At 52.9% G+C, this 25,437-nt stretch carries 22 protein-coding genes; 7 read left to right on the top strand and 15 right to left on the bottom strand.

The features are described 5' to 3' along the window. Window positions 1–60: 60 nt before the first annotated feature. The 9 genes from CCY01nite_RS14975 to CCY01nite_RS14930 form a co-directional block, all read right to left on the bottom strand. A complete protein-coding gene (locus CCY01nite_RS14975; RefSeq protein WP_146863188.1) occupies window positions 61–1,128 on the bottom strand; it encodes a family 10 glycosylhydrolase in 1,068 nt (355 codons plus the stop codon). After that, entirely contained in the window at window positions 1,121–2,146 is a 1,026-nt protein-coding gene (locus CCY01nite_RS14970) for a carbohydrate-binding family 9-like protein (RefSeq protein WP_146863185.1), read from the bottom strand. The genes CCY01nite_RS14975 and CCY01nite_RS14970 overlap by 8 nt, the downstream gene beginning before the upstream one ends. A gap of 142 nt (window positions 2,147–2,288) precedes the next feature. Then, a complete protein-coding gene (locus tag CCY01nite_RS14960) occupies window positions 2,289–3,074 on the bottom strand; it encodes an endonuclease/exonuclease/phosphatase family protein (protein WP_146863182.1) in 786 nt (261 codons plus the stop codon). A 2-nt stretch (window positions 3,075–3,076) separates the two neighbouring features. Beyond that, window positions 3,077–4,684 carry a hypothetical protein gene (locus CCY01nite_RS14955; protein WP_146863179.1) on the bottom strand — a complete coding sequence of 536 codons (1,608 nt, stop codon included), beginning with the start codon at window positions 4,682–4,684 and terminating at the stop codon, window positions 3,077–3,079. Window positions 4,685–4,693: 9 nt separating this feature from the next. Continuing rightward, window positions 4,694–5,569: an endonuclease/exonuclease/phosphatase family protein gene (locus tag CCY01nite_RS14950; RefSeq protein WP_146863176.1), complete on the bottom strand. Its 876-nt coding sequence runs from the start codon at window positions 5,567–5,569 to the stop codon at window positions 4,694–4,696. Window positions 5,570–5,571: 2 nt separating this feature from the next. Then, window positions 5,572–7,332: a RagB/SusD family nutrient uptake outer membrane protein gene (locus CCY01nite_RS14945; protein WP_146863173.1), complete on the bottom strand. Its 1,761-nt coding sequence runs from the start codon at window positions 7,330–7,332 to the stop codon at window positions 5,572–5,574. 12 nt (window positions 7,333–7,344) lie between these two features. After that, on the bottom strand, window positions 7,345–10,638 hold the full coding sequence (locus tag CCY01nite_RS14940) for a SusC/RagA family TonB-linked outer membrane protein (RefSeq protein ID WP_146863171.1): 3,294 nt from the start codon (window positions 10,636–10,638) through the stop codon (window positions 7,345–7,347). An 82-nt stretch (window positions 10,639–10,720) separates the two neighbouring features. Further along, a complete protein-coding gene (locus CCY01nite_RS14935) occupies window positions 10,721–11,779 on the bottom strand; it encodes a FecR family protein (protein ID WP_146863168.1) in 1,059 nt (352 codons plus the stop codon). Between the two features lie 27 nt (window positions 11,780–11,806). Then, window positions 11,807–12,364 carry a sigma-70 family RNA polymerase sigma factor gene (locus CCY01nite_RS14930; protein ID WP_146863165.1) on the bottom strand — a complete coding sequence of 186 codons (558 nt, stop codon included), beginning with the start codon at window positions 12,362–12,364 and terminating at the stop codon, window positions 11,807–11,809. Between the two features lie 235 nt (window positions 12,365–12,599). On the opposite strand from CCY01nite_RS14930, the gene CCY01nite_RS14925 reads away from it, so the two are divergent. From CCY01nite_RS14925 to CCY01nite_RS14915, 3 genes are read left to right on the top strand one after another with little or no spacing between them, the layout of a single operon-like run. Beyond that, a complete protein-coding gene (locus tag CCY01nite_RS14925; protein ID WP_146863162.1) occupies window positions 12,600–13,499 on the top strand; it encodes a sigma-70 family RNA polymerase sigma factor in 900 nt (299 codons plus the stop codon). A 59-nt stretch (window positions 13,500–13,558) separates the two neighbouring features. Beyond that, the gene (locus CCY01nite_RS14920; RefSeq protein ID WP_146863159.1) at window positions 13,559–13,918 is read left to right on the top strand and encodes a DoxX family protein; all 360 of its coding nucleotides are present in this window, start codon (window positions 13,559–13,561) and stop codon (window positions 13,916–13,918) included. A gap of 18 nt (window positions 13,919–13,936) precedes the next feature. Beyond that, complete coding sequence (locus CCY01nite_RS14915) at window positions 13,937–14,407, top strand: DUF2269 family protein (RefSeq protein ID WP_146863156.1); 471 nt, start codon at window positions 13,937–13,939, stop codon at window positions 14,405–14,407. 59 nt (window positions 14,408–14,466) lie between these two features. On the opposite strand, the gene CCY01nite_RS14910 is transcribed toward CCY01nite_RS14915, so the two are convergent. Continuing rightward, window positions 14,467–14,826, bottom strand: coding sequence for a VOC family protein (locus tag CCY01nite_RS14910; protein WP_146863153.1), 360 nt, complete (start codon window positions 14,824–14,826; stop codon window positions 14,467–14,469). An 83-nt stretch (window positions 14,827–14,909) separates the two neighbouring features. Between CCY01nite_RS14910 and CCY01nite_RS14905 the strand changes: the two genes are divergently transcribed. Together CCY01nite_RS14905 and CCY01nite_RS14900 are read left to right on the top strand one after the other, a co-directional pair. Continuing rightward, complete coding sequence (locus CCY01nite_RS14905; RefSeq protein WP_146863150.1) at window positions 14,910–15,938, top strand: isoaspartyl peptidase/L-asparaginase family protein; 1,029 nt, start codon at window positions 14,910–14,912, stop codon at window positions 15,936–15,938. Window positions 15,939–16,024: 86 nt separating this feature from the next. Next, the gene (locus CCY01nite_RS14900; RefSeq protein WP_146863147.1) at window positions 16,025–16,552 is read left to right on the top strand and encodes a DinB family protein; all 528 of its coding nucleotides are present in this window, start codon (window positions 16,025–16,027) and stop codon (window positions 16,550–16,552) included. Between the two features lie 3 nt (window positions 16,553–16,555). On the opposite strand, the gene CCY01nite_RS14895 is transcribed toward CCY01nite_RS14900, so the two are convergent. The 3 genes from CCY01nite_RS14895 to CCY01nite_RS14885 all read right to left on the bottom strand — a co-directional run bounded on the left by CCY01nite_RS14895 (window position 16,556) and on the right by CCY01nite_RS14885 (window position 19,576). Further along, window positions 16,556–16,933: a helix-turn-helix domain-containing protein gene (locus CCY01nite_RS14895; RefSeq protein WP_146863144.1), complete on the bottom strand. Its 378-nt coding sequence runs from the start codon at window positions 16,931–16,933 to the stop codon at window positions 16,556–16,558. 108 nt (window positions 16,934–17,041) lie between these two features. Continuing rightward, window positions 17,042–19,123: an outer membrane protein assembly factor BamB family protein gene (locus tag CCY01nite_RS14890; protein WP_146863141.1), complete on the bottom strand. Its 2,082-nt coding sequence runs from the start codon at window positions 19,121–19,123 to the stop codon at window positions 17,042–17,044. A gap of 54 nt (window positions 19,124–19,177) precedes the next feature. Further along, a complete protein-coding gene (locus CCY01nite_RS14885; protein ID WP_146863138.1) occupies window positions 19,178–19,576 on the bottom strand; it encodes a DoxX family protein in 399 nt (132 codons plus the stop codon). Window positions 19,577–19,698: 122 nt separating this feature from the next. On the opposite strand from CCY01nite_RS14885, the gene CCY01nite_RS14880 reads away from it, so the two are divergent. After that, a complete protein-coding gene (locus CCY01nite_RS14880) occupies window positions 19,699–20,475 on the top strand; it encodes an AraC family transcriptional regulator (protein ID WP_146863135.1) in 777 nt (258 codons plus the stop codon). A 52-nt stretch (window positions 20,476–20,527) separates the two neighbouring features. Further along, complete coding sequence (locus CCY01nite_RS14875) at window positions 20,528–20,989, top strand: VOC family protein (protein ID WP_186831068.1); 462 nt, start codon at window positions 20,528–20,530, stop codon at window positions 20,987–20,989. 32 nt (window positions 20,990–21,021) lie between these two features. On the opposite strand, the gene CCY01nite_RS14870 is transcribed toward CCY01nite_RS14875, so the two are convergent. Both CCY01nite_RS14870 and CCY01nite_RS14865 read right to left on the bottom strand, forming a co-directional pair. Next, window positions 21,022–23,961, bottom strand: coding sequence for an FAD-binding and (Fe-S)-binding domain-containing protein (locus CCY01nite_RS14870; protein ID WP_146863132.1), 2,940 nt, complete (start codon window positions 23,959–23,961; stop codon window positions 21,022–21,024). A gap of 11 nt (window positions 23,962–23,972) precedes the next feature. Continuing rightward, window positions 23,973–25,424: a sodium:solute symporter gene (locus CCY01nite_RS14865; protein ID WP_146863129.1), complete on the bottom strand. Its 1,452-nt coding sequence runs from the start codon at window positions 25,422–25,424 to the stop codon at window positions 23,973–23,975. Window positions 25,425–25,437: the final 13 nt, after the last annotated feature.

The raw sequence follows: 25,437 nt of genomic DNA, 5'->3' as shown, positions 1-25,437 counted from the left end.
ATCGCTAAGGGAGAAGCGGTTTACGCAAGCGGGAAAAAGATTTACGCAATGCGAAATTTTTTAACGTATTGTTTCCTTCAATATCTTCAACACCGCGGGCGTCAACGTTCCAAAAACAGACACCCCCGCCGCCCCGTTCGCCAGCGCCAGCCGCACTCCTTCCCGTATCTGCGCCTCATCGCCTTTAAAATCCGGCAGGAACAACCCCGCATATAACGGAAAGCTGCCTCGCAGCGCCTTCACGCCTTCGGCCACCGCATCGCCGATCCATTGCACGCTTTCCTTGTAGAATCCGTGGTAGATCATGGGACAAATGCCGTCCAGCGGCCAGTTCACCCAATCCTGCCGCACGATGCGCTTCGCTATTTCCGGTGTGGGAAATACGGCGGCGGTAATGGGTTTGCGGTGTTTGCGCGCTACGGAGGCCATGCCGCTTACCACGCGGGTAATGCTGTCGTAGCGGAACTTCCGCCAGGACGGGCTTTGATCGGGGTGTTCCATTTCCAGCGGGTCTGTACCATAAGTAGATTGATATTTTGTTCGGCAGGTATCGCAGTAGCAGAAATCATATTCGGGCAGTTCTTTGGACTGATCGATGCCATATTGCTGCCACAGGTTCACGGGCAGTATCACGTCCACAAAACGGATATAATCAAGATGAAGGCCGTCTACATAGTCTTTCGACAATATCTGCTCCGCCTGCTGCTGCAAATGTTCCTGCACGCCAGGCTGGTTCGGGCAGAGGAAACGGTAATAATTCACATAGGGCGGGTTGGTGGCGCAGGATTCGCCTTTCCGGTTTTTGGAATAATATTCAGGATGCGCGGCCAGTAGCTCCTTATCGCCACGGTTCATCGTCCAGAACCAGCGGTGGGCGGATATGCCGGCTTCCTTCGCTGTTTTGAAATGCAGCGGGCTGTCTTCTTCAAAATAGATAACGCCGATGCCGGCCTCCCGGTATTCGCGGTAGCGCTGTTGCAGGTCAGCGGCGGTATCGCGGTGATCGGGGTTGATCCAGACGCGGTGCTGCACTTTTCCGGGAAGCTTTATCGCTTCCATGGCACGGACAGGCTGCACGAATGCCAGGCTGCCCAGCCCTACCGATTTTATGAAGTCACGCTTATTCATGGTAAGATGTGATTTTTCCTTCCTCGTTGATAATGGATACGATGCCTTCTTCCCGGATGGTGGCGGTGAATTGGGAGGAAGTGGCTTCTATCGTTGCGTTGCCGCTCCATCCCAAAGATCCGGTATCTTTTGCATATTGGCGGTGCTGGCGGCGGTATTGCTGCTGGCGGTAATAAATTTCCCACAATTGTTTTTGCGCGGCTGCGGCGGGCGGTTCGCGGAAAGCGATTTTCTCACCACCTGCCGGTTGCTTCGAAAACTGAAGGTAGCCCCATTTTTCGGGAGCGTGCATGTTGATGATGCCTTGCAGGGACCAGACCCAGTTGTATTCCGGGGTGCGCGGCCGCTTGATGTACCGGCCGCCGCGAACGTCCGCTTCCCATTGCACGCGGGAGAAGTTGATCCGCCAGGTGGCGCCGTCTTCCGGCACGATGCGGGCGTTGTAAAAGCCGAGTGAGCGGAAGGGGATGGCTATCTCCACGGTCCAGGAGCTGTCCCGGTCGCGGGGATCGTTCAGGGTGCCGTTGATGCGCACCGCGGTGCGAAGCCCTTTCGTGTCCCAGTTGATCATGGCCCGGCCGCCGTTGCGGTAGGGTTTGGACATGAACAGGTCCATCACGGTGTTGAGGGCGTTCACCTCTATTTCAAAATACTGATGGGTATCTCCATCCGGGTCGATGAATACTTCAAAATCGTTATCCTGGTAGATGATGGTGTCGTGGCGGCGAAGAGTGCCCCAGACATGCGGCTCCTCCATTTCCGCCAGGATGTACAGGTACGTTGTGTCCCAGAGCATCTTCATGCGGGTGCGGTACAGCGGCGCGGGGCGGGAAGCGCCTTCTATATCGGTGAAATCTTCGGACCAGGGCGCCTTTTGCCAGGCCGCTGCATCCGGAAAACCTTTTGTCTGATAACAGATATAATGACGGGGAGGGGCCTCCTGCGCGCAAAGCACCGCAGCATCCGCCAGCAGCCCCGGCAGGAACAGGTATATAAAGCACCGCAAACATCTTCGCATGATCTAAAAATAGTCATTTTGGGCTATTCTTACACGGCATGCTGCGGACCTGCCTGCGCTGGGGCATGGCCTGCTGTCCTTTGCGCTGAATACTTTTATCGTGGCGCTGACGATCCACCTCGTAGCGGGACTGAAAACCGTATCATTGCAGCTTTGCCCGGAACGCCAGGTGGTCTGACCCGTAGTTGTCCGCCGTCAGCACTTCTTCTTCACGTACTTCAAAATCACCTTTGTATAAAATATAGTCGATCCTTCGTCTTGGATTGATTACAGGAATGGTCGGCGCTTTCAGCCGGCTGGCGTCTGTCAGGCAGCCCAGCAGCTCCTTCATCGGCGCTTTGTCATCCGTTGAATTGAAATCGCCCCCGATGATCACCGGCGCCTGCAGCTGGCAGGCAATGGCGGCTATTTCCTTCGCCTGCAATACCCTGTTCCCCTCCAGCTTCACATCCAGGTGGGTGCTGCCGAAATATACCGTCCGGTTGTCCGGCAACGTAACTTTCACCAGCGCCAGTACCCGGTCTTCCCCTTCAAAGCCTTCCACGTTCGGCAGCTTCACCGTTCTCATGTCGCTGACGGGGTACCTGGACAGAATGCCTACCCCATACCCGCCTCCCTGGTAAGGGATGGCCTTGCCGTAGTAATAATGCATCCCCAGCTTTTCCGCCAGCACCTTGAGCTGGAACTGCTTGCCGGAGCGGACCGTCACACTGTCAAGCTCCTGCAGCGCCACCAGCTCTGCCCCCGTTTTGCGGATCGTTTGTGCGATCGTATCCAGGTCTATAAACCCTTCCTGCTGTGTTGGGGGGTTAGCGTGATGAATGTTGTAGGTCATCACGCTAACGGGCATACGTTCTTTCGTTGATGCAAGCTGCTTCGTTCCGCCGCAGGCGGTGAGCAGCAATGCTGCTGATATTAGTCTGATCATAATCAAGGATAATCAAAAATGGAAACAGGATTGTATTTCGTCCTGTTATCTTCCTCCGGCACCTTGATCTCCAAAGTAGCCGTTGCAACGCCATCCGTTACCGCGTATTCTTTCACTATCACGATGCCGAAAGCTTTGTTCTCGATCGGGTCCCACTGTCCCCATCCGATGATAAAGCCCTGGCCCGCTTTCAGATCGCTGTTGGTACGGCGGTTCGTACCATAAAAATTGTAGTTCTCACCACCTGCGGCCACCGGGGCTCTCACTTTGGTATCGAGGAACTCCATCATCTGGCCGTCCCATTCCAGGCTTTCAAAAGCTTCTGGCGTGATGCTTGGCCGGTTCGCGGTCACCAGGGAATATGGCGCTTTGGTGAAGCCCACCATATAGGGCGCCATCGCTGTGGCATAAGCGGCGCCGGCATCAAATACAGCTGCCGGCATTATGCGGTAGCTGGTACCGCTGTATTTCACCAGCGCGATGTCTACCATCAGCTGATTGGCCGCGGCATTGGTGATATCGAACACATGCGGCGCCTGGTAGGCGGCAAACCAGTTGTTCTTACCGGGGCCTATTTCCGTGGTCAGCCTGATATCCGTAAAGTGTACCAGTTTTGTATATACTTTCGCCACGGCATACTCCGCTACTTTCGTTTTGCTGCCTTCATTGCTGCCCGTGATCCGCACCGCTTCAATTCCTTTCGCGGCAGAGAATGAAATGGAGAAAGGAAACTCGTCTTTCGGATCGCCGATCGTGATGGGCGTTTCCGCGCCGTAAACGCCATTCATTTTCACCGCGTAGCTCAGGCTGGACACCCCGGAGCCGGAAGACACCGTACCCGCGAGGGTATTCTCCACACCAATGTACGCGATCGGGATATTCGTGTTACCGCCTTCCAGCGTGATCGCCACATCGTCATCCGCCACCGAACCAATTTTGAACGTATCAATAGCTGTACCGTTGTAGGTGTTCTTTGCTTTGATCACAATAGCGGTCATATTCCTGACCACCACCACGCTGGCCGCAAAAGGCATGCTTTTCGGATCGGTGATGGCGATGGTATGCTCTTCTGACGCCGTGCCGCCCACAATGGTCTGGTAAGTTACGGCGGTCAGGTCAAATTCGGAAGTGATCGTCCCCTCCACCTTCAATTGCTTGTTCTCGAAAACGGTCTCCCGGTATTTGATGTCGTCTTTAAACGCCATTACCGGAATAGCGCGGATATTTTTGGGTGCGATGTGGATCTCCGAGTTGCGGTGCATCCTGTCAAAAGAAATGATCACCAGCTCCACCATGTTCTCCTGCACCTTGAACACGATCTCCTCATTTATTTCCTGCGGGAAATCCGTTTTATCGATATACACAGGCGTGCCGGATTCGGTGCCGTTCGCTGTTCTGGTGATAAAGTAATATGCCAGCCTTTTCACGCCTGCGGCGGATTTAACATTCACATCTATCCTGACCTCTTCCCCGACGTTGAAGTTATCCACGTTCGCGAACTCGTCGCTGATCGTGATCACCGGCGCCTGTATCTCTTCTTCGGTCTTTTTACATCCTGCTATTGTTGTAAACAATGCCAGGAAGGTGATGATAAGCAGAGAATATTTCATAAGTAATGATTATCGGTTAAATTTCAGTTCTGCCAATACCGGCAAATGATCGGATGCGGCGCGCTCGTTGATCACCTGGTGTGTGCTGATCGTGAATGCCTGCGCCGGCCTGAAGGCCAGGTAATCGATGATGGACGAAGGCACTTGTGCGCTGAAGGTATTTGGACAATTAACGCCCATGCAGGTGCGCGTGAAAGCCCCGTCAAATACGGAAAAGAAATCAGCGGCGTCCGGCTTTTCGTTCATATCGCCGCCGAGCAGCAAAGGCTGCCGGATCGCGCCCAGGATCTCCGCCACTTTATTGATCTGCAGTACCCTGGCGGCGGCGCTGTTGTGCTGCAAGTGCGTTACCGCCACGGCAATGGAATCCACGCCCGGCAAATCCACCATCGCTACGCCGAGCACTCTTTGCTCATGTTCCGGCAGCTCCTTGGGCAGCAGGTATTTTTTGATCCCTTTCAAGGGGTATTTACTTAATACCGCCACGCCGTAGAATCCGCGCTGGTAAGGGATGGCAGAGAAAAACGTAAAGTTCATCTGCGTCATTGCCGCCAGCTCCGCGGCCTGATCGCCGGAATACCCGTTCCTGCCGGTATTCTTGTCTACTTCCTGCAGGAAAACGATATCGGGATTCGCCTGTTTGATCACATCGGCGATGGCATTCAGGTCCGTAGTGCCGGGCAGCGCGGGAGGCGCAGCAGCGTGGATGTTATACGTCATGTAACGGATAGCACCCAAAGGCTGCTGCTGATCATTTCCTCCGCCATAAGTAGCATCTCCATTCCCCAGTTCCACATACACGGGATCTGTGTTCGGGATATAGGGATCTTTGTTGCAGGATAACACTGCGCACAAAGACAGTATAAAACTTAGCTTGCGTATCATAATTACTTCCAGTTAGGATTCTGTTCAAGTTTCTTGTTCAGGGTGAGATCTTCGATCGGCAGCGGCCACAGGTAATCTTTCGTTTCATCGAAGACCTTCACGATGTTACGGTTGGTAACGATGTTGCCTTTCGTGCCGCCGGAGAGGTCGCTGGCGGGGATCTGGTAGGGACCGGTGGCCGGGGGCTTGCTGCCGGTATATATCTCCACGTCCATCACACCATTCCTGTCGAGATCATAAAAGCCCGGCCGCGGGAAATACATGCCCTGGAACGGCGCGGTGAGAATCTGGCCTTCTTTCCAGCGCATGATGTCTTCCCAGCGCAGATGGCTTTCCATGATCAGCTCAATGCGGCGTTCCCTTCTTATTTCAAGGATCACTCCTTTGTTGGCGCCGTTGACGTTTTTATACAATGCGGCGAGATACGGATCGGGGGATGCGTTGGCGGCGGCCATGTTGAGGTTGGGCATGCTTACCCGGTCGCGAAGCAGCCAGATGGACTTGTCGATGTCCGCCTGGTTGAGGGTGCCAAGTTCGGCCTTTGCTTCCGCGTAGTTCAACAGCACTTCACCCAGCCGGAAGAGCACGAGGTCTTGTATGGACTGCCCGTTACCATCGAAGGAAGGATTGTTCATCCATTTGATGGGCTGATAGCCGGTCATGGTGGATTCGAAATCCACGGCTACCGGCGTTGTCTGCCCGATGCGGGTGTAGCCCGGCGTGCGGATGGTCTGCGCCAGGCGCGGATCGCGGTTCTGTACTTCCTCGTAGTATTGCAGCGTGTCATAACCGGGAATGTCCGTAAAACGGGAACCGTCCGCCATCAGGTAGCTGTTGACCAGTCTTTTTTCCAGTCCGGGTTTACCCTGCGTTCTGGCCGTGATGTAAAACTGGAGGCCATGCTTTAAGGAGAGTTCGTTCGAATAGCGGCGGCCGAGGATCACCTCATCCGCAACAGGTTCCAGCGTGAGCGTGGCGAACAGGTCCTGGTAAGGCTTTCCGGTAGGGCCATCCGTTTTGGTATATACCATGTAAGGCCCTTCCTCCATCAATGTCTGCGAAGCGGCCACACATTCGTTCAGCAATTCCTCCGCACCGGGAAGATTAAATTCGGTATGATATTTCCGCCAGGTACCCTCGTACAGGCATATCCTTGATTTCAATGCGAGGGCGGTCCATTTGGTAACGCGCTCCACCTTTTTCCCGGCATCGAGGTGATCGATGGCGAAATTGATATCGGAGAGGATGGAATCCACGATGAGCACACGGGAATCGCGGGGCTTCATGAGATTGGCCTCGTCGTTCGTTGCGATCACTACGCCGTACCAGGGTACGTCGCCAAATATCCTGATCTTCTCAAAGTAAAAATATGCGCGAAAGAACTTTGCCAGTCCTACATAATGGTCGCGAACGGCGGCATCATGATAGTTCTTTACGTTCTCGCTGGTGAGCATGAAATTGATGGTCCGCAATTCGCTCCAGCCCCATTTGCTGTCTGTGGTGGGGATCAGGCGGGTACCGCTGACCTGCTGGTCTACGGATGATTTTACGATATTGTCCGCGGACTCTCCGTAGATCTCCGCATCGCCGGGAAGGTAGCCGTAGAACTGGTTCGTGTAGGTAATAAAATCACTCTCCGACTGGAAGAAAGTAGGCGGCGTAACGGAGGCCGTAGGATACCTTTCCAGGAAATCCTTGCTGCAGGCCGAAAGCAACAGGACGGACGCCAATATGAATAACTTGTTGTGAATATTCTTCTTCATACAAATAAGTTCTTAGAATGAAACATCAAAGCCGAAAGCATACGTTTTGCTGAACGGGTAAACGCGCCCGTCTATCTGCGACATCGCCTGTTCAGGATCGATGTACTTTGTCCGCAACTTGGTCCATGTTACGAGGTTCTCACCGCTGGCAAAGATCCTGAAGCGCTGTATCTTGAACCGCTGCAGCAGGTGGCGCGGCAGGGTATAACCCAGCGTGAGGTTCTTCAGGCGCAGATAAGCCAGGTCCTGCATGTACCGGTTATTGGTGGCTCTCAATTCGTTGTTGGCATTCAGCGCTACGTAAGCGAGCAGATTGGGAAAATAGGCGTCCTTGTTCGTTTCGGAATAAACGTCCTTTTCAAAGTCGGCAGGGATGAAGGAGAAATACGGCCTTGAATACGGGCCCCAGAAGCGGTCCGCGTTATTACCGGGGTACCAGTTCATTTTGCCGAGGCCCTGGAAGAAAATGGAGAGGTCAAAGTTATTCCAGTCAGCGCCCAGGTTGAAAGAATACTGGTATCTCGGAGTGGAATTACCGACTACGCGCTGGTCGCCGGGATCACCTATCGTATTGGCGCCTGCGCTGATCTTTCCGTCGCCGTTCAGGTCCAGCCAGCGGAGGTCGCCGGCGCGAAGCGGGATGTTGTTGTCCCTTCTTACCCTGTTCAGCCACACCTGGTCAACCGGGTATGTTTTCGCTTCCGCGTCTGTCAGGAAAAAACCGTCCGTAACATATCCCCATATCTCCCCTATTTCCTTTCCTACGTAAAGGGAATAGGTCAGCGCGGTTGAGTTCAGAATGCTTGTGATCTTCGAGTGGTTGTCGCCGATCATAAAACCGGCATTGTATCTGAACGGCTTGCCGGCCACCATAAAGCGGTCGCGCCAGTTCACGGTCAGCTCAAAACCTTTTGTCTGCAGGCTGGCTACGTTCCGCACTGGTTCATCCGCGCCGAAAACGTTCGGCAACTGCAATCCTCCGCTCAGCATCCGTGAGGTATTACGCACATACTGGTCGTAGCTGATGCTCAGCCTGTTCTTGAGGAAGCTGACATCCACACCACCATTGTAGGAGGTGATCTGTTCCCAGGTGAGGTCACTGGCTACCGGCAGCGGAGCGCCATAGTATTTGGCGCGTTCTCCGTCCAGCATATAGGCCATTGTACCCGGCGCCATCGCCACGATGTAGGGGTAACGGTCCTCATTCGGGTGATTCATTCCGCTCAGGTCCTGGTTGCCCAGGGAGCCAACCGATCCCCTGATCTTCAAATCGCTTACCACATCCTTCAAAGGATTGAAAAAATTTTCCTCGCTCACGCGCCAGCCGGCAGATACCGACGGAAAAAAGCCGAAGCGTCTGTCTTTCGGAAAACGGGAAGTGCCATCATAACGGCCATTCGTTTCCAGGAGGTACTTGCCTTTATAATCATATGTGAGGCGGTAGAAAAATCCCATCAGCGCATATTCGCTGGAACCACCGAACACGGTCTGATCACCGGTGCCGAGGTCAAGGTCGTTGAGTGATTCGGAAGACACATCCATCCGGGCGCCGGTGAGTTCTTTAGCAATCGCCAGCTCCTGGTTATAACCTATCAGCGCTTTGAAGTTGTGGGTATTGTTAAAGCTTTTGAAGTAATCCGCATATACGTTCACCACGTGTACCTGGTTGAACTGCTGCGATTCTGTGAGCTTGTTTACATTATATTTCGGCGTGGTTTCCACTACGCCGGGATACAGCGAGTACTTGGCGGGCACCTGGCGGTAGAAGGTTGGGTCCGTGTACATGTTAAAGCTGTAGTTCGCCGTGATGTTGAAATCCTTCAGCGGCGTGATGGTAATCTCATTAATGGTGGTCAGCTCATATTTCCTTTTGCGGCCACGTGTGTTGCCGTCTATCATCATGGCAAAGATGCCGTCGCCGATATCGTAGTTATTGAGACCGGTGATGTAGGTAGCCGTGCCGTCAGGATTCATGGGCGCGTAAGCCGGTGAAGCGTGTACGTTGATGTGCGTGAAGTTGGCGGAGCCGCCGTTTTGCCGCCCGAAATATTCATAGCTGGAATGATAGAAATTGGTGTTGTTGGAGATCTTCAGCCAGGGATATAACTGGGCGGATATTTTCGAGCGTAATGTTTTTGAGCTGTATTTATCCGTGTTGATGCGGTTGATGCCGTCTTTTGTTTTCAGGTTGCCGTTCAGCATAAAGGATATCTTGTCGTTGCCGCCGGTGAGGTTGATGTTGTGGTTCTGCATCGGCTGCCATTTGGTGAACATGATATCCCACCAGTCGTAGTTCCCATAGTACACATACTGATCACGGCCGTTCCTGTTCTGGATGGTCACCCAGGGGCGGGAAGGATCTTCGGTCTTGTCATTTCTCCTGGCCAGCAGCTCTTCGTAATCCCTTTCGGTATAGCCGGAATATCCACCTATGTGTGCGAGTGCCGCGTCGTTGAGCTTCATCCAGTCGTACGCGGTGGTCATGAAATCGGTGCTTACGGTTGGTGTGGAAAAGCCGAAAGAGTTATTATACCGTACGCTGGTGCGCCCGGAGTGGCCGCTCTTGGTGGTGATCAGCACCACGCCGAAAGCGCCGCGGGCGCCGTAGATCGCGGCGGAGGCCGCGTCTTTCAGTACGGAGATGGATTGTACTTCTTCAGGATTCAAGCGGTCGAGGGTGCCGGGGATACCGTCTATCAGCACGAGCGGCGCGCCCTGCATGGAGTTGCCGTCGTTGATGGAGGTAACGCCGCGGATGTTCAGGTTGCCCATTTCTCCCGGTGTACCGCTGGCTACGCGGATGTTCAGGTTGGGCATGACGCCCTGCAGCATGGAAGTAATGTTCGTGGCCGGCCTGTCCCGCAGCTCGTCGCCGCTGATCTGGTTCACGGCCCCGGTGAGGTTCACTTTTTTCTGTGTGCCGTAACCTACCACGATCACTTCATCCAGCTTCGCTTCGTCAATTTCCAGGCTTACATACACCGTGTTCGGTACGCCGCTTTTGATGACATACCCGGTAACGGAACGTTTCTGGTAGCCGGTTGTTGAGAAGTCAAAACTGTAAGTGCCTTCCACCGGCAGGTTCGTAAAGCTGAACCGGCCGAGGGTGTCGGAGATGGCGTGATACAATTTCTTCGAAAGGGAGTTTTTCGAGGAAATGGACACGAAGGGAAGCGGGTTGCCCGATTCATCCGATACAACGCCCTGTATCGTTGCCGTCTGCGTCTGCGCAAAACCGGCGGTGGCCGTTAGCAGCAATAAGGATAGGAAGAAATGCCGTTTGAGTAGCGGTAAAAGTTTATGCATATTCCAGCGGATTGATTTTTCTGAATAGAATTCTCAACCCTAATACGTTCCGCAAACCGGCGATCCCCTAATGCGCGTAAAATTATTTTGTGATCAGGTAGGTACGGTCATCTAACTTGTTGGCTGTCAACCCACTCGTGCGGCAAATATTTTCGAGGATCTTGCCGACCGGCTGGTCCGCGTCCACGGAAAGGAGCACGTTGGTGGACAGGGCGATGTCTGTAGGATAACGGATCTCCACGTCGTAGCGGTCCGCCAGGTAGTCGAAAATGGTGCTCAGCTTTTTATTCTGGAAGTTCAGGTAAGACCGGCTGGTGGCGGGGTCCTTCGTTTCCACCGGTGCGGCGGATGCTTCCTCCGGTGTTTTCTTTGGTGTAACGGTGTTTGTTTTTTCTTTCACCGGAGTTTTCGCGGCGGTCTGTATCACGGGTTTGAAAATATTCTCGCTCGCGAGGTATGCCACGGTTTCCCCGGGGAAAAGATAGCTGCGGACGGTGGTGTCTTTTATACCTTTCACCACTACTTTGCCTTCATAGAGATGCACCACAGGATTTTCCGGGCGGCCGTCCACACTGAAGATGGTGCCGAGCGCGGTGGTGGCAATGCTGCCGCAATAAACGGTGAACGGCGCTCTGTCGTTTTTCTCCACTACAAAAACGGCGCTGCCGGTGAGGTACAGGTCGCGGCGGCTGGTATTGAAGCCTTCGCGGTAAGATATTGCGCTGCCGGCTTGCAGCATAATGCGGGAGCCGTCCGGCAGGGTGATCTTTTCATCGAAGCCGGAAGTGTTCGTATGCTGGTAAACGATGCGTTCGGTGGCGGGGGATTGGGCGAAGTAGCTGTTCACGTCCAGCAGGAACCAGGCGCTGGCGCAGATCGCCAGGAAAACGGCCAGCTTCATACCGGTGTAGATGTTCTTCTTTATTTTGCTTTTGCGCAGGGTGGCTTTGTAAACAGGGCCGTAACTTTCTTCGGCGGCATGCTCTTCCTGCATGTTGTCCCTGCTTTCCAGGAACCTGTTCCACTCGTCTTCAGAAAGATATTCTTCGATCGTCAATGAATTTTCCTCAAGATACCTTGCCAGATCAGCTATCTCCTTTTCCTTTTGGGCGTTATCACTATTTTGATGATGTTCTTTCATTGACGCGAATACATGACAAAACTACTATTATCCGACAAGGATATAAAAAATTATCAGTAAAGAGAAAAAAGGCCGCATGAAACGCAATGCATGCGTCAGGTGATGTTCCACCGTTTTGGGTGAAATAGAAAGCATACTGGCGATCTCGTTATTGGTGTGGCAGTGTATCCTGCTCAGCTTGAAAACCTCTCTCCTTTTCGGCGGCAGCATGTTGATGAGCCGGAACAGTTTTGCTTTTGTTTCCCGGTAAGATATCAGGTGGGTGGTGGAATCGTCCGGAATGCCTTTGCCCGCGGGAGAAGCGCCGTAATTATAGTAATGCCGGTCCCTCGTCTGCAGTTTGCGGATCTCATCTATCAGGGTGGTCCGCGCGATGCGGAACAGCTGAATGGAAATGTCCAGGTCCGGGTCCAGCTGCTGACGGTACTTCCACAGCTTGATAAAGGTCAGCTGTACTACTTCTTTCGCATAAAACTCCGAATCAATCTTTTGATATAAAAATCTATATAAAGGATATTGATATTCATTGAAGATGTCCCTGAAAACAGCTTCGTTGTTCTCCTTTAACTCAGAAATTCTGTGCATTTTAAACTGTAGTTTAAAAAGTTAAAAACGCGATAAAAGTAAAGAAGCGGTCATTAAATACCCTTCACGCGGGCATAAGATAACTTTAAAATAATACGTTTTGGTCAATCGTTCTCTGGTTGATAGCGCTACCGTTGACATCCGGTACAAGTGCGGGATAAATATATAAAAAAATCTTCCACATCCTGTCACAAAAAACCCGCGTACCTTGTCTTATAATGAAAACACCCGGCGTATGAGCGACAAAACAGCAGTATTCCTCGAATACAAAGCCCTCCTTTTTTCCATCGCCTATAACATGCTCGGCGCGGTGGCGGATGCGGAGGACATTGTGCAGGATACCTATCTCAAATGGATGGAAATAGAAACCCTGGAGATCAGGCATACGAAGGCTTACCTCGTAAAGATGGTCACCGGCAAATGCATCAATCATCTGAATAGCGCGAGGCTGAAGCGGGAGGAATACATCGGCGTATGGCTGCCGGAGCCGATCGTGAACTATGATCCGGGGAATCCGCAGGCGCGCGGAGAGCTGTATCACGCGCTGTCCATCGGGCTTCTCGTGCTGTTAAGGAAGCTGAACCCGGTGGAAAGGGCCATCTTCCTGCTGAAGGAAGTATTCGCATATGATTATTACGAGCTGGCCGGCATCTTCGATAAAAGCGAAGACAACTGCCGGCAGATCTTGAAACGCGCGAAAGATAATCTTGGCAAGGATGCCCGGCGGTATGAGGTGGACGTAAAAGCGCATGAAAAATTGCTGCAGCAATTCCTGCAGGCGGTGACCGCGGGAAATATGGAGGCGCTTATCGGCATGCTGAAAGACGATATCGTGTTCCAGTCCGAAGGCGGCGCCACCACTGTGACGACCAACGGCCAGCGCCTCGGCGCCGGGCTGAAACCTGTTTTCGGAAAGGAAAATGTAAGCCGCCTGATACTCTCGGTCATGCCCAAGCTCTACCAGCTTGAAGCGGGCTTCCGGCAGGAGATCATCATCGCGAACGGCTTGCCTTCTACGATTTCCTATATCGGCGGAGTGCCTGCCGCCCTGTTCTCCTTTGAACCGGAAGACGGCCAGATCCGGAATATCTATATACAGGCCAACCCGGAAAAGCTGAAGCAGTTCCTTATTTAATAATATGCTGTCACAAAAAGATGGCCTGTCCTGTCATATGAATAAAACGTATTCATATCATGGAAAAGAAAATAAGGGCCTATTGGGCGTTAAACATTTTTATCAGCGCATTCATGCTGTTCACGGCGGTTTACTCGCTGTCGATGAAAGAGGCGTTCCGGGCGCTGGGGTTCCCTGATTATTTCAGGATACAGCTGAATGTGATGAAGATGATTGGCGCTATTGTGCTCCTGTTCCCGCAGACGCCCGAGCGGTACCGGGAATGGGTATACGCAGGTTTCATCATCGTGCTGGTATCCGCTTCCATTGCGCACCTGTGCAGCGGCGACCCGATATACAAAGCGTTCTTTCCCTTGTTCGACCTCACGGTCTATATGCTTTGCGTGAGGTATTTACGCAAACTGGGACCATCCTTCTAAACTAAAATTCACCAGCGCATGTCAAGTTATATCCTTCTGAAAATTTCATTATTACTACATATCATCGGCATCGTTATCATGGCCGGCACCACTTTCGCGGATTATTTCACTTTCCGCCAGATGCTGAAATACCTCCGGCAGGACGCGCAAAAAGCCATCGCCGTGAATACAGCCACAGCAAGGTTTTCCATGCTGATGGGGCTCGGCCTGGCTTTGCTGATCCTCAGCGGGGTTCTGATGGTAAGTGTTTACGGGCATGCTTTCACCACGCAGGTATGGTTCAGGGTGAAGATGGGAATTGTGCTGCTGATCCTGCTGAACGGCCTGCTCATCGCGCGGCCTTCGATGACGAAGCTGCGGAAATTATTGCCTTTGGGGGAGAACGGCAAGGAAGTGTCCGCCCTTCAAAAAAGGATCAGCATTTTTCACATTACGCAGTTCCTGTTGTTTGTGCTCGTATTCGTATTGAGTGTATTCAGGTTTTCCTGATATTCCTTTTTAGTTTCCCGATAGAGCCGGCCGGGTGGCAGCTTCCCTGTCATCCGGCGTCAGGCTTCATATTCCAGCAGCTCTATCCTGTTGCCGAACGGATCGCGGAAGAAAAATCGTTCGCGGCCGGTTATTTTGGAGGAATAGGTTATATCGATGCCTTTAGCGGATAAAAAAGCCTTTGCTCCTTCCAGGTCCGTTACCTCAAAAGCCGCATGGCGGGCGGACAGCCCGTGCGCTCCTTCTTCTTCCACCACATGCAGCTCTATATCGCCCAGTTCAAACCAGGTGGCCCAGTTGGGATGCTTGCCGGGGATTTCTTTTAACTGTAAAATGCCGCCATAGAATGCCCGTGCCTCCCCGGTTTTGCCTTTCGGGATCGTGATCGCTATGTGATCTGTTCTTTTAAACCGTATCATGATCAATGATGTGCTTGTTTACCCGCAAATATCGGAAAATGGTATTTTTGACGGGTGGAAAATGGTATCTTAAAACAAAAACGATGATGCGGAAACTTTGGCTACTGATCTTTTTATGCCCGCTGCTCGCTACTTCCTGCACGAACGCGCAGGAAAAAACGGCCGGGAATTACGTGCTGGTGATCCACGGCGGCGCCGGCACCATCACGCGGCAGAACATGACGCCTGAAAAGGAAGCACAGTATAAAGCAGCGCTCGAAGCCTCGCTGAAAAAGGGATATGCCGTGCTGCAATCCGGCGGCTCCAGTCTTGATGCGGTAGAAGCCTGCATCCGCATCCTGGAAGACAATCCCCTGTTCAACGCCGGCAAAGGCGCGGTGTTCACGCACGACGGCAGAAATGAGCTGGACGCTTCCATCATGGATGGCAAAACGCTGGCGGCCGGCGCTGTTGCTGGCGTGCGCACCATCCGCAATCCGATCGCATTGGCCCGCGCCGTCATGGAAAAATCAGAGCACGTGATGATGGCCGGCCGCGGCGCGGAAGAATTTGCCGCGCAGGCGGGCATCGAGATCGTGGACACGGCCTATTTCAGAACGGAAGACCGCTGGCGCAGCCTTCAGCGCGCGTTGCAGGAAGATTCCACCAAAGCGAAGCTGGACCACAGCTTTGTGCCGGGCGCCGGGCATCACGATCATAAATTCGGGACGGTGGGCTGCGTGGCGCTGGACCAGCAGGGGAACCTTGCCGCAGGCACTTCCACCGGCGGCATGACAAATAAAAAATTCGGACGCATCGGGGATTCACCGGTCATCGGCGCGGGCACCTATGCGAACAATAACACCGTGGCGGTTTCCTGCACGGGATGGGGTGAGTTTTATATCCGGAATGTAGTGGCGTATGACCTTTCCGCGCTCATGGCGTACAAAGAAATTTCCGTGGAAGAAGCAGGGAAAACGGTTATTAAAAAAGTGGGCGATCTTGGCGGTAATGGCGGCCTGATCGCGCTGGATAAAAACGGGAACATGGCGATGCCTTTTAATACTGCGGGGATGTACCGGGGCAGTGTGACGAAGGACGGGAAGATAACGATACTGATCTATAAGGATTGAAAAATGGACAAATGTCAAAGATCAGGCATGCTTTAATCTTAATAACACGATACGTTAATTACTATCTTAATTCTTAAAATCATTGTATGCGGTATTTTTGGATACTATTCAGCTGCGTGCTGTTCACCGGGTTTTCTGCCCGCGCGCAGGTGACCGATTCTCTTTTCCTGAAAGCAGCCATCGTTAAACTGAAGAACGCAAAGGAATATACCCTCAAAGTAGCGCAGCTGATGCCAGCGGAAAAATATGCTTTCAAACCGGTGCCGGAGGAAATGTCTTTCGGGGAGCAGCTGCTGCACCTAGGCGCCAATCTTGGCTGGTTAAGTTCTTCCTATCTTTCGAAAGGCAGTAATCCTGTATCCAAACAGGATGCGAAGCTGCAGGACAAAGAAGAGATATTAAAGGTTCTCGAAAGGGTCTATGATTATGCGCTGCAAACACTCGGGCATTTTGAAGCAGCGCACCTGGGGGACGAAGTGAAATTTTTCGCGGGGCCAAAAACCAAATTGCAGATCATCAATCTTGTAAATGACCATCAAACCCATCACCGCGGGCAGCTGCTGGTCTATTTACGGCTGAACGGCATCAAGCCACCGGCGTACGTTGGCTGGTGATGCTCAGGCATGTTCCAGCAAAAAGCCGGCGTCTATCTTTAATACTTTGTACAAACTTTTCAGGAACGGTACATCCGGTTTGCGCTTTCCGGAAAGCAATTCAGAGAGTTTGGATTTGGCGAGTCCCAGCTCCTCCGCGAGCCGGGACTGGGACATTTTTTTTTCGAACATCTTCAGCTCCACCGCTTCCGCGATGGACCCGGGTTCTTTCTGTGGTTTGAGGCCGAGCACTTCATCTTCGTATTTTTCTGCCGCTACTACCATCGCGGAGAGCTTTTTAAGCTCTTCGGGTTTGAGGTTTTCTTCGCCTTTGTCCATGAGTTTGTAGATGGTGATCATGGTTTCGTGGTAGGCTTTCTTTGAGCTTATTTGATGTTTCATCATAATTTAAAATTATGAACATTTTTCTATTTTATGAAAAACTATTCATAAACATAGAAATACTTGTCAGATGGCATGAGCAAGAAAGAATCAGACAGACAATAAGGGTCACGGCAATACAAACGCCACATAACTATCCCCCTTCTCCGCACCGAGCTTCGTTCCTCCGCAGGCCACCACCACATACTGCTTTCCTTTCCATTCATACGTGGCGGGCGTAGCGAACCCCGCCGCCGGGAGCTTCGTTTCCCAGCAAAGTTTACCGGTCCGTTTGTCGAACGCGCGGAACATACCGTCTTTCGTGGCCGCGATGAACAGCAGCCCGCCTGCCGTGACCACAGGGCCACCGTAGTTTTCTGTACCGGTAGGGCCGTTTCCTTTGGCGGAAAGCTCGCTGAAGTCCCCAAGCGTCTGCTGCCAGAGATGCTGGCCGGTATTCAGGTCGATGGCCGTAAGCATGCCCCAGGGCGGGCTGATAGCGGGATAACCTTTGCTGTCGAGGAACTTGTTATAGCCGGTGAATTGATAAGGGCCTCTGGCTATAGTGCTTCCCTTAGCCGGCGCTTCCGTTTTTTCTTCATCGAAAAGAAAATCAATAATAGCCTGCCTTTCTATCGCGCTGATATTTGTGAAGCCCGGCATCATGCCTTTCCCGCTCATGATCAGCTTCGCTACCTGCTCGCGGGGCATGCGTTGTTTGATATGTTCCAGGGAAGGGTATCCACTGTTGGGATTGCCTTTTCTGTCACCGCTGTGGCAGGAGGTGCAATAAGTATTATACAGTACGTTTCCTTGGCTCAGTTGCTGCTGCGCGCCTGATGCGGGCGTGTTTACAAGACCTAGCAGCCAGGCCATTTCATTTGAATTGACGTACAGGATACCTTCAGGGTCAACTGCCGCGCCACCCCATTCCGCGCCACCATCCGCGCCGGGAAACAGGATGGTCATTTTGTTCAACGCAAGCGGTCGGAATGTTCCTTTTTGCGCATCGTGATAAATTCTTAACAGTTCCTCCTTGTTTTCAGCGAAAGGGCTGATGTCTTTCTCTGTGATGTTTTGTCTTGTGAAAGGTTTGGGTAATACCGGCACCGGCTGGGTGGGCCAGGTTTCTTCTCCGGCAAGCGTGGAAGCGGGAAATGGTCTTTCTTCAACAGGATATAAAGGCGTTCCGGTTTCCCGGTCGAAAAGAAATATGTAGCCGGATTTTGTGATCTGCGCTACGGCGTCTGTCCGTTTGCCGTCTTTATGGATGGTCACGAGATTGGGCGGCGCCGGCAGGTCGCGGTCCCACACATCATGATGTACGGTCTGAAAATGCCAGAGATATTCGCCGGTAGCGGCTTTCAGTGCGAGTACGCAATTCGCGAAGAGGTTCTGTCCCTTTCGTTCTCCACCGTAAAAATCAAATGCGGGTGAGCCTGTCGGCACAAAGACGATTCCCCGTTCCCGGTCGATGGACATGCCCGGCCAGCTGTTCACGCCGCCGATGTTATCATCCCGGTATGCGTTTGCCGGCCAGGTTTCGTATCCTTTTTCTCCGGGTTGCGGAATGGTGTGAAATACCCAGGCGAGCTTGCCGGTGCGAACGTTGAATGCCTGTACATGCCCATCCGCCGCGCCCTCTCCTTCTCCTACCCGGACAGGCATAATGATAAGGTCGTTGAACAAGGTGCCTGGGGTGGTGGAGCAAACGTACTTGTCCGCGGCATCTGCGCCCAGCCCGGTTTTCAGGCTTACTTTTCCGCTGTCGCCAAACGAGGGGATCAGCGTTCCGGTACGGGCATCCACGGCTGCCAGCCAGTCGGCATACGCGAATAATATCCTTTTATCATCCCCATCTTCCCAATAAGTAACACCGCGGTTAACATTCTTCGCGCCTTCCCCGCTCGCGCGGTTCCGCCATATTTCTTTCCCCGTCCCGGCATGCAACGCAAACACATGGTTGTAGGCGGTCACGCCGTATAACACGCTATCGATGATGATGGGATTGCACTGCACCTGTCCGGAATCCCCGGCATGATATTCCCACGCGATCCTCAGCTGCCCCACATTCGTAGTGTTGATCTGATCAAGTGACGAATAATGGTTTCTGTCAGGCCCGCCAAGGTATTCGGCCCAGGAGGTTTTCTTTTCGGCCTGCCTGCAACAGGACAAAAAAATAGCGGCAAGGATAACGTATCTGGCAATCATAAGTGGATAAATGACAGATAAGATACTCCGTTCCCGCTAATAAACAAACTCCCGTCAGATCGCAGGCTGCAGATGCGCGCCGGCTGCTGATTTCCGCCTTTGATGATAAAGGATGTAAGAACCGGCGAACAATACATATCCTGCCAGCATGAACCCAACAGCGGCGGCATCCAGCATGCCGGTCATAGCCATGGAAAAAGTGGCGCCGGTGATATCAAAAAAAAGGCCGGCATAAGCCCATTCCTTCAGCCTCGGAAATCCGGGAACAACGATCGCGATCGAACCAAGTATCTTGGCGACACAGAGGAAACCGACCAGGTAAGCGGGGTATCCCAGCAGTTTGAACAGCTCTATGGATTGCTGCGGTGAGATCAGCGCGGGGATGGAGGTACCGCCCATAAATAATGCAAAAAGGATAGTGCAGATCCAGTAAAGAATGTTTTTTGTTTTCATGTTTATAAGGTTTTATTATGAAGACAAAAATGGGCAAATTGTCCGGGGTTTGAAGGTGGTAAAAATGACTTTTGCGAGGTGAATTGCGACAAATACGCCCTATCTTTATAAAAACGCCATCGTTGAAAATCTTCTCCGACATAAAAGCGCTCTATCAGCCCATACAGCCATTGATCCGGCAGGCGGCGGACGATGTGGCTTACCGCGAATTGCCGCCGGCTGCGCCGCTGGTCCCGTTTGTTCACTGCTACTGGGAACTGAAGACGACCCGCGCGCTGGACGCACCATTCAACTACCGCGTGGTGGCGGACGGCTGCATCGATATATTTTTCGAATTGCATCAGCCCCAGGAAAATTTTGTGATGGGATTCTGTAATCAATATACGGAATTCCTGCTGGAACATACTTTCCATTACATCGGCATCAGATTCCTCCCCACCATGTTCCCTCAACTCTTTTCTGTCAACGCCGCCGAGCTGAGCAACCGCTTTGAAAGCCTGCATGCCGTGGTGCCTACCGTAGCAAAGTTCATCGCCAGCGACATTCATCCCGGACTTACGATGGAACAGATCAAAGACCGGCTGGACATCCATCTTTCCAGACAGGCAGCGAAAACGGTATTCAATGCAGACGGGCGGCTGTACGATGCCATCCGCATCATCCTGCAGCATGAGGGAACGCTCAGTACGGAAAAAGCGCTGGACACGGGCATCAGCCCGCGTCAACTGCGCCGCCTGTTCGAGTTTTACATCGGTGATACGCCCAAGACCTTTTGCAAGGTGGTGCGCTTTCAGAACAGCCTGCGCGCGCAGCCCTCGGGGTATTATGACCAGTCCCATTTCATCAAGGACTTCCGGAATTTCTACGGCGCTACGCCGCGCCAGGCGCTGAACGGCTGATTTTGTCCGTTTTTTACAATCTTTTCTGCTCCGGCTGCCGCAACTTTGTGGTATGAAAAAGTTACTCACTCTCATCATCACCGTTTGCTGCGTAACAAAACTTTACGCACAAACGAATAAAAACCTGACGAAAATGAAACTGAATGCTGGCATTGTCACCCAAAAGCTCGCGGAGAGCAAAGCATTTTACACGGATGTTCTTGGCTTCGGCGTATTCTTCGAGAATGATTTTTACCTGTTGCTGAACACGCCGGACGGCAGTATGGCCATCAGCTTTCTGCTGCCGGACCATCCCTCGCAGCAGCCCTTGTTCCAGAAACCGTTTACCGGCCAGGGCATGTACCTTACCATTGAAGTGGAAGACGTAGACAAGCTCTACCAGGAATTGAAAAAGAAGGGGGTGGACATCAAGATCGATATAAGGGATGAACCCTGGGGCGAACGGCACTTCGCGATACAGGACCCTAACGGCATTGGTATCGACATCGTGAAATATTCACCGCCGGCGGAATAAGCCACCCTGCGGCGGCACACGTACAGACCGCATCACACCAGCGCTTCCCACAACACTTCCGCCGGATGCAGCGCCACTCTGCCGGTACCATCCTTGATCTGGTGCCGGCAGCTGGTGCCCGGCGCGGCAACGATCACCTCTTCACGCTCCTTCCGCACCGCGGGAAACAACACCAGCTCCCCTATCTGCATAGACGTGGCGTAATGCTCCCTGTCAAAACCAAATGAGCCCGCCATGCCGCAGCAACCCGAAGCGATCACGCTGGCCTCGTAGTTTTCGGGGAACGACAGAATTTTTTTGATGAAGTTTACAGATGAAAGCGCCTTTTGATGACAGTGCCCGTGAATGATGATCTTCTGCTGCGCTTTCCGGAAACGTTCTTTCGGAATACGGCCACTGTCCATTTCCGCGGCCATGAACTCTTCAAAGAGCATCACTTTTCCGGCGAGCGCTTTTGCTTGCTGCTTCAGCTCCGGCGGCACGAGGTCTATGTACTCATCCCTGAAAGTCAATATAGCGGAAGGTTCCAGCCCTATTAAAAAATATGGCCCTTCCGTGATAAAAGACAATTGCTCCACATTCCTCCGCGCGATGGATTTGGCGCGCTTCACCAAGCCTTTGGACAAATGGGTGCGCCCGCTTTCCCGGTGTTCCGGTATCACCACTTCATACCCCAGCGCGGTCAGCAATTCAATGCAGCGCATCCCGATGGTAACGTCGTTGTAATTGGTGAACTCATCGCAGAAGAGATACACTTTCCCGGTGAATGGAACGCCCTGCTGCGCGCGCCGGAAGCGGTGGTACCAGGCTTTGAGCGTGAAGGCGTGCAAGGCGGGTATTTCCCTTTCGGGGGCCATGTTCATCATCCGTTTCAGAATACTGCCGGTGAGTTTGTTATGGATGGCAAAATTGAAAAGTCGTGGTGTGGCGGCGGCGAGTTTCGTCAGCGCCGGGAACTCGGCGATCATGCGGGCTTTCAGGGGAATGCCGTGCTGATCGTAATATTGTTGCAGGAATTCGGCTTTCAGTTTGGACACGTCTACACTGGAAGGGCATTCCGATTTGCAGCCTTTGCAGGAAAGGCAGAGGTCCATGGCCTGGTGGATTTCGTCGTGGTCGAATGCTTTGGCGGTATTGTCCTGCGCGAGGAATTGCCGCAATACGTTCGCTCTTGCGCGGGTGGTATCTTTTTCGAAGCGGGTGGCCATGTAGCTGGGGCACATGGTGCCACCGGCAAAGTGCGTCTTGCGGCAGTCGCCGGAGCCGGAGCACTTTTCCGCGAGGGAAAGGATGCCGCCTTCTTCCGAAAAATCGAAATGTGTTTTGACCTTCGGCCCTTTGGCGGGCTCCTTGTAGCGGAATGACTGGTCCATCGGCGGCGTATCCACGATCTTGCCGGGGTTCAGCAGGTTTGCGGGATCATACAGCTGTTTCACGGCCTTACAAAGCCGGTAGCAATGTTCTCCCAGCATGAAGGGGATGAACTCGCCACGCAGGCGGCCATCGCCGTGCTCACCACTCAACGAGCCTTTGTATTTCTTGACGATCGCGGCGGTCTTTGCCAGCAGGGAACGAAAGATGATCCGGCCTTCATCGCTTTTCAGGTTGATGATCGGCTCCACATGCAGCTCTCCGGCGCCGGCATGGGCATAGTAAGATGCCTGCAGGTTCATGGCGCGCAATACTTCCTGTACGTCAGCGATATAATCCGGGAGGTACGCCGGGTCTACGGCGCAGTCCTCGATCAGGTTCACCGGCTGCGCATCTCCCTTGATGTTCCGCAGCAGGCCGAGGCCGGATTTGCGGAGGTTCCAGGCGGGATTGATGTCCGCGCCGCGCAATAACGGGTACGCATATCCGAGATCGTTTGCTTTTACTTCATCGATGAACGCATCGGTCTGTGCTTTCAGTTCTTCTTCGCTGTTGCACATGAACTCCACCATGAGTATCGCGGCGGGATCGCCGGCAACGAAAAAACGGTTCTGCTGATGTTCGGGATGATCTTTGGTAAAGCCCATGATCACATCGTCCACCAGCTCCGAAGCGGTAACGGGGTGGCGGATGGCGATGAGGTTTACCTGCAATGATTCTTTGAGGCTGCTGCAATGCACGCATACAAGTCCGTTCACCTTCGGCGGCAGGTCCATCAGTTTCAGCTTTGCTTCCGTGATAAAAGCCAGCGTGCCTTCCGACCCTGCAATAAGACGGGAAAGATTATAAGGGGCCAGGCCGCCGCCGTAGGGCGTTGTATGCACAAGCGCATCCAGCGCGTAGCCGGTGTTCCGGCGGCGGAGCGAGCGGGCGGGATATCCTTCTTCGATCGCCTGCTGATTGTCTTTGTCAGACAACATAGCATGCATCGACCGGTAGATCGATCCTTCAAAATTATCCAGCGCCAGCTTTTCCTGCAATGTATTTTCATCCACATCCGCAAACACGGCCTCTTCCCCGTTGCTCAGCACCACGTCTACGGACAGCAGGTTGTCCCGCGTAGTGCCCCAGACCATTGAATGCAGGCCGCAGGAGTTGTTGCCGATCATGCCGCCGATCATGGCGCGGTTGGAGGTGGAAGTTTCCGGCCCGAAGAAAAGCCCGTACGGCAACAGCAGCTCGTTCAGTACGTCCCGTTCCAGGCCGGGCTGTACGCGCACCCATTTTTCTTCGGTGTTTACTTCGAGCATTTTATTCATGTAACGGGAAACGTCCACTACCAGTCCGTTACCCACTACTTGCCCCGCTAGCGAAGTGCCGGCGGTGCGGGGTATCAGGGGGATGTGATGCGTTTGCGCCAGCTTCACCAGCAGGCGGATGTCTTCCCTGCTTTTCGGAAGCGCCACACCGAGGGGATGTTCCTGGTACACCGATGCATCCGTGGCATATGCCATCAACACCGTTCTGTCCGCCACATTATCTTCAAAATAAATATCTCCTTCCAGCTGCTTCCTTACATCGCGGAATATGTTCTTGTTCATACCTCAAATTTTCAGGACGGTTTGCCTTTCCCGGAAATGATCCACAAGCCGAGGAAAGTAAACAGTCCGTTCAGAAAGAGCAACTCCAGTCCTATCTGAAATTCACCGAAAATATACTGCTGATAATAGTCTACCAGGAAACAAAGAAGCGGCGCTACTACCACCACAATAGGCACCAGCTTGTCATTCACAATTCTCTTCGTGAGAATGCCGAAAGCAAACAGCCCCAGCAGCGGCCCGTAGGTGTATCCCGCGATCTTCAGGATAAGGCCGATCATGCTTGGATTGTTCATCCATTTGAAGGCCATTACGAAGAGGAGGAAAAGCGCGGCAAAAACGAGGTGTACCACCTGGCGGATGCGTTTACGCCGGTGATCGTCCAGCCCGGCGTTGCGTTGTATGCCCAGGATGTCTATGCAGAAGGAGGCGGTGAGTGCAGTGATGGCGCCGTCCGCACTGGGGAACAGGGCGGAGATCAACGCGATGATGAAGATGATGGACACCGCGCCCGGCATGTATTCCAGCGCGATGGTCGGGAACAGCGCATCGCCGCGCGCCGCAATGCCTTTGCTTTCCGCAAACAGGTGCAACAGGCCGCCCAGGAACAGGAACAGCAGCACCACCAGCATAAAGATCACAGCAAAGGTCATCATGTTCTTCTGTGAATCTTTCAGGGTGCGCACGCTGATGTTCTTTTGCATCATTTCCTGGTCCATGCCCGTCATCGTAATAGAGATAAACGCGCCGGCCACGATCTGTTTCACGAAGAAATACCGGCTGGAAGGATCGGTGACGAAGATGTTGGAATATCCTTTATCTCCCAGCGCTTTCACGCCTTCGGACAGGCCGAGGTTCAGGTCGTTGAGGATGTATACCACGCATACAACAAGACCGATCAGCATGCAGCCGGTCTGCAACGTGTCCGTCCACACGATCGTTTTTACCCCTCCTTCAAACGTGTACAGCAGGATCATCAGCAGGATCACAAATGCGCCCACCCAGAACGGCAGGCCGAAATCCTTCAGAATAGTGAGGTGCAGTACATTCACGACCAGGTACAGCCGCGCCGTAGCACCCAGTATGCGGGAAAGGATAAAGAACGATGCGCCGGTCTTGTACGATAAAAAGCCGAGCCGGCCTTGCAGGTAGTTGTAGATGGATGTAAGCTGCAGTTTGTAATAAACGGGTAATAACACGAACGCCACTACGCCGTAACCGATCAGGTTGCCGATCACGATCTGGAAGTAGCTGAAGGCTTCAATACCCACCGTACCGGGCACACTCACGAAGGTAACGCCGCTCAGGGAAGTGCCGATCATGCCGAAGGCCACCAGCATCCAGTTGGAGCCGCGGTTACCGATGAAGAACGATTCATTGTTCGCATTGCGGGAAGTAAACCAGGCTACGCCGAGCAACAGCAGAAAATAAGCAATAACCAGGGAAAATAAGATGACAGGAGACATGCTTGTATGTTGT

Origin of the sequence: Chitinophaga cymbidii (assembly GCF_007992715.1) — a bacterium.
Taxonomy (GTDB): domain Bacteria; phylum Bacteroidota; class Bacteroidia; order Chitinophagales; family Chitinophagaceae; genus Chitinophaga; species Chitinophaga cymbidii.
Note: the sequence above shows the minus strand (reverse complement) of the source record. Positions and strands in the feature narration are given on the sequence as shown.